A 4,848-nucleotide genomic window follows, 5' to 3' on the forward strand; every position below is an offset into this window, starting at 1 on the left:
TAAAAGCTCAGTAATATCATGCATAGGTACCGATATTACTGGGCTTTATGAGTTTAACATTTTGTATGTTTTGTAAAACTAATTTTCTTTTGGAAGTACAATTCTTTTATACAATTGAACTGTAATAAAATAGTAAATCGAGTAAATTACTACAAAAATAATGATTGGTACCCAAATACGATTGTACGGATTAGGCAAAAGAACTCTGAACATGTTCATACCAACTAATACGTGAACAATACCTACAATTGCTGGGACTAAGAATACAAAGAATAGCTCCTTATAAATTGATTGTGCTAATAACTCTTGGCGAACACCGATTTTACGAAGCATTTGATAACGTGTACAATCTTTGAATGCACCAGACAGAACTTTAAACATTAAGCAACTTGCCATCATTGCTAAGTACGCAATTCCGACGAAGAAGCCCATGAACATCAATCCACTGAACATACCATGAAAAGAATTATACATTTGATATTTACTATTCAGTTCTTCAGGTTTCATACTTGTATATTTAGCTAACTGTAATTCGTCAAGTTGTTTCCATTCTTTTAAATATGATTTAAAATCATCTGTTTTTCCAATAAACACAGTACTTTCTCGACCCTTTATACTATGGTACATGTTTTTGTCTACAATTTTTATTTTATGATCAGGATATATATACTTTGGCTGGATTGTTTGGAAAGCGTCGCTCCATTGTTGCGGTGACTTCTTCACGTTTGCACCAATTGGCAACTCTTCTGAAACTCTCTTTGTTTTCCCAAACTCTGCTCTCTCATTTTCATTTTTCAATATTAAAGGACGATTTTTCTCTAAATCCTCTTTTAAATAGTAAATAGACTGACCTTCTATTTTGTAATGATATTCAAGATTCTCAGTAAATAAGATAGTATTCAAAATGTTCTTTTCTTCAGCTGTTGGATTATGAACGACTGAATCGTAAATTTCACTACCATTAACTATTTTTATTACGTTGTTTTTAAATGCCATACCACACGCAATTCCGCCAGCGCCAAGAGCCACTAAGATTGCTACTGTTGCAAGCACATTTGTTAGGCCATTAATGCGGAAATTTAATTGTGCAAAAGTAAAAGCATTGAGGCCTTTTTCACTACGTTTTTTATTACTCTTTAGCTTGTTAATCATAACTGGGAGAAGTGATCCAAATATAAGGTAAGTACCAACTGTTGCTGTGATTAATCCAACGGCCATTAATCCCAGACCCATTAGCGGGTTTGCATATTTCATATAGATTAGTGATGCATAACCAATGCCCAATAAAATCACACCAAGGATTGCAACTACAACTGTCATTTTCCCTTTTATGGCGACACGTTCTGTTTGTGTATCTGCATGTACAAGTTGCAATACAGAAAAACGCGCTAGCTTAATACTACTTATACTTGCTGATAGTACAAATAATGCAAAGAAAAAGATGCAAGTTACCATTATAGATGGCATGTAAAATGCTTGATAACCACTAACAGGAAGTTCTAATTGTTTCATTAGTAACTGACCGATACCTTCTGCGAGCCCTACACCAACTGTAATTCCAATCACAAGAGATGCAGCACCTAATATAATTGTTTCGATAAACATAAGTAAGGTAACTTTATGCTTTTTTGCTCCTAACATCATATACATACCAAATTCTTTTTGGCGAAGAGATGATAAGAAAGAGTTTGCATATAAAATATAAAAAAATGTGATAAATGCTAACAAAAAAGACCCAATTTTAAAGACAGACACAATATCCCTAATAGAAGAGTTAGATTCAAGGAAAGCCTTATTGAGTGCTAATGTTTGAAACATATAAAAAGTTGAAATAGAGACAATCAGACCAACAAGTAAGACAATATAATCTTGCAACTTACTTTTTAGGCCTGACATGGAAAGTTTAAATAACATGATTGAACTTCCTTCCTTACGCTTTTTGTGTACCTAAGTTTGCAAGCACGTCTAAAATTTCTTTATAGAACTCTTCACGTGTACCACCGCGATAAATTTCTTTATATAGCTCACCATCTTGAATGAATAAAATACGCTGACAATAACTTGCACTATATGGATCATGAGTAACCATCATAATAGATACGCCTTGATCTTTATTTAAGTTTGTCATCGCATCAAGTAAACTCGCTGCATTTTTAGAATCAAGCGCTCCTGTTGGCTCGTCCCCTAAAATAATTGCTGGCTCATGCACTAATGCACGCGCTGCTGCTGAACGCTGTTTCTGTCCACCAGATACTTCAGATGGATACTTTTGAAGTATTGCTGAAATGTCTAACATATCAGCTACTTTTTCTACCTTTGGTCCAATATTTCGTGATGAAGCACCTTGAAGTGAAAGTGGGAGTGCGATATTTTCATAGATAGATAAATTCTCTAATAAGTTAAAGTCTTGGAAAATGAATCCTAACTTTTGTGAACGGAAGTCAGAAAGCTCACCTTGTTTCATTTTTGTAATATCCGTTCCTGCAATTTCAACAACGCCGCCCGTTGCTTTATCTAACGTTGAAATTACATTTAATAATGTCGTTTTACCAGAACCAGATGGTCCCATAATTCCGACAAACTCACCCTCTTGAATTGAGAATGAAACACCTTTTAACGCGTGTGATTGGTTCTCCCCTTTTTTACCGTACACTTTTTGGATGTTTTTTACGTCTACAACTGGTTTCGTCATATATATCCTCCTATGTTTGTTTTTTTCATTTCTTTAAAATAAGTTGCTATTCTTATTTGCTACTAACAAAATAGTCATGTTACATCTACTTTTTTCATGAGGTTGTCGTGATGTATCCACTTAAAAGCTGTAAAAAAATTTTTCTCTTTAATTTCTCATCTCTCCTCATCGCTTTGAATACATACATGATAAACTATGAAAATTAGGAAACACCCTGTAAAACCCTTAAGAATTCTTAAGTTTTATAAAAAAAAAGCTTATGGAACCTGTAATTCCATAAGCCAATCTATTTGATTGGATGTTCAACAATAAAAGACATCCAACCGTCTTTATATTTTGCATGTATATTACCATTATGAAGTTCAACAATTCTTTTTGAGATAGCAAGTCCCAGTCCATTTCCCTGGTCATCTTTTCTTGCCTTGTCCCCTCTGAAAAACCTTTCAAACAATTTATTTGGATCGCTAACAGGCGGTCTCTCGACTTTATTTGATACTTTCAAAATTGCCTTGTTACCTATTAGTTCAAGACATATAGATAATTCGGATGGTTTCATGCTGTACTTTATCGCATTCATAAAGAGATTTTCATATACACGTACCATTTTTTCTACATCTATGAAGATAGGTATTGTTTCTTCCTCGATAGATCTTTGAACGATTAAACTTTCCTTTTCAAATATAGGTATGTATTCTCCAACTATTTGTTCCAACAAACCTGATAAATCAACTTCATTAAGGTTTAACTTAGCATCTATACCTGATAAACGAGTATACTCAAACAGCTCATCAATTAAATATTTCAGTCTCTGTGACTTTGAATACGTGGTTTCAAGGTATTCCTGTAATTGTGTGTTACTGTTGTATTGTCCTCTTTTTAATAAATCTATATAACCAATAATAGATGTTAACGGTGTGCGTAAGTCATGAGATACATTGGTGATAAGTTCATTTTTTGTACGTTCTAATCGTCTTTCCTGTTCGAATGTATTTTCCAATTCCTTAGACATATAGTTTATATTTTGAGCAAGCTGGGTCAATTCGTCCTTCCCCTTAACCCCAATTGTCAGACCTAGTTTTCCATTGGCGATATCATTCACATTATCAGAAATGAGCTTCAAATATACTATTTTCTTTCGAACCAATATCAAAAAAAGGATTATAAAGGTAAAGATTGCGAACGCGAATAAGAACAACAATGCCAAATTGAATTCAAACATACCAAATTCTTCGTGTTTTCTAAATAATGGATCTATGACGTATGCCAAAATGAGGATTGTTAAACCAAATGAAATAAAAAAACTAATTGCAACAGCACCAAGAAGTTTTATAATAATCTTATTTCTGAAACTAACATTCTTCATATTTTATACCCAATTCCCCAAACAGTTTTAATATAAATGGGATGTTTAGAATCTTCTTCAATTTTGTCTCTTATTTTTGTAATATGCACCATGACGGTATTATCTGATTTATAAAAAACCTCTTTCCAAACTGATTCATATATTTTTGCTACACTCAGGACAGTCCCTTTGTTGCGGGCAAGTAGTTCGAGAATAGCGAACTCTTTTGGAGTTAACCTTGTTTCTTTTCCCCTTACCCATACTTGATAAGTATCTGTATTCACGGTTAAGTCACCAATTTCTAGAATGCTTCTATTATGTTCTATGGACGTATTGTATTTTTTAAACCTTCTTAATTGGGATTTTACCCTAGCGATTAATTCTAGTGGATTAAACGGTTTTGATAAATAATCGTCTGCACCAGAGGCTAGACCTTGAATTTTGTCTATATCCTCAGATTTTGCAGATAACATGATGATAGGTATATTGCGGTCTTCCCTAATCTTCATACACGCTTCAATACCATCCATATTCGGCATCATAATATCTAAAATAATCAAATCAAACTCCTTTTCTTCTAACAGTTGTAAAGCTTCTATAGCATCTTCAGCTTTTTGAGTTTTCAGACCTTCATTTTCCAGATATACAGAAATAAGATTTCTAATCTCTTTATCATCATCAACAATAAGAATTTTTGACTCCATATGATTCCTCCATATTTTTTCTCATATAAAACTGCTAAAAGCATAAGCAGGTGAGACATTTGTATCTTCTGTTTTCTTAAGCTTGCAAACAGAAGACAAGAAATAACATA

At 33.3% G+C, this 4,848-nt stretch carries 4 protein-coding genes; all 4 read right to left on the reverse strand.

The genetic code is table 11. From position 1 onward, the window contains the following. Positions 1-78: 78 nt before the first annotated feature. Entirely contained in the window at positions 79-1,914 is a 1,836-nt protein-coding gene (locus tag ACQGSG_RS26590; RefSeq protein ID WP_426948423.1) for an FtsX-like permease family protein, read from the reverse strand. Between the two features lie 16 nt (positions 1,915-1,930). Further along, positions 1,931-2,692 (reverse strand): ABC transporter ATP-binding protein, encoded by a 762-nt coding sequence (locus ACQGSG_RS26595; RefSeq protein ID WP_426948425.1) that lies wholly within the window; start codon positions 2,690-2,692, stop codon positions 1,931-1,933. 286 nt (positions 2,693-2,978) lie between these two features. Beyond that, positions 2,979-4,055 carry a HAMP domain-containing sensor histidine kinase gene (locus ACQGSG_RS26600; protein WP_426948427.1) on the reverse strand — a complete coding sequence of 359 codons (1,077 nt, stop codon included), beginning with the start codon at positions 4,053-4,055 and terminating at the stop codon, positions 2,979-2,981. Further along, complete coding sequence (locus ACQGSG_RS26605) at positions 4,052-4,738, reverse strand: response regulator transcription factor (protein ID WP_325842777.1); 687 nt, start codon at positions 4,736-4,738, stop codon at positions 4,052-4,054. The genes ACQGSG_RS26600 and ACQGSG_RS26605 overlap by 4 nt, the downstream gene beginning before the upstream one ends. Positions 4,739-4,848 lie beyond the last annotated feature (110 nt).

It is taken from the genome of Bacillus sp. GMa5/1, assembly GCF_050172015.1.
Classification (GTDB): domain Bacteria; phylum Bacillota; class Bacilli; order Bacillales; family Bacillaceae_G; genus Bacillus_A; species Bacillus_A cereus.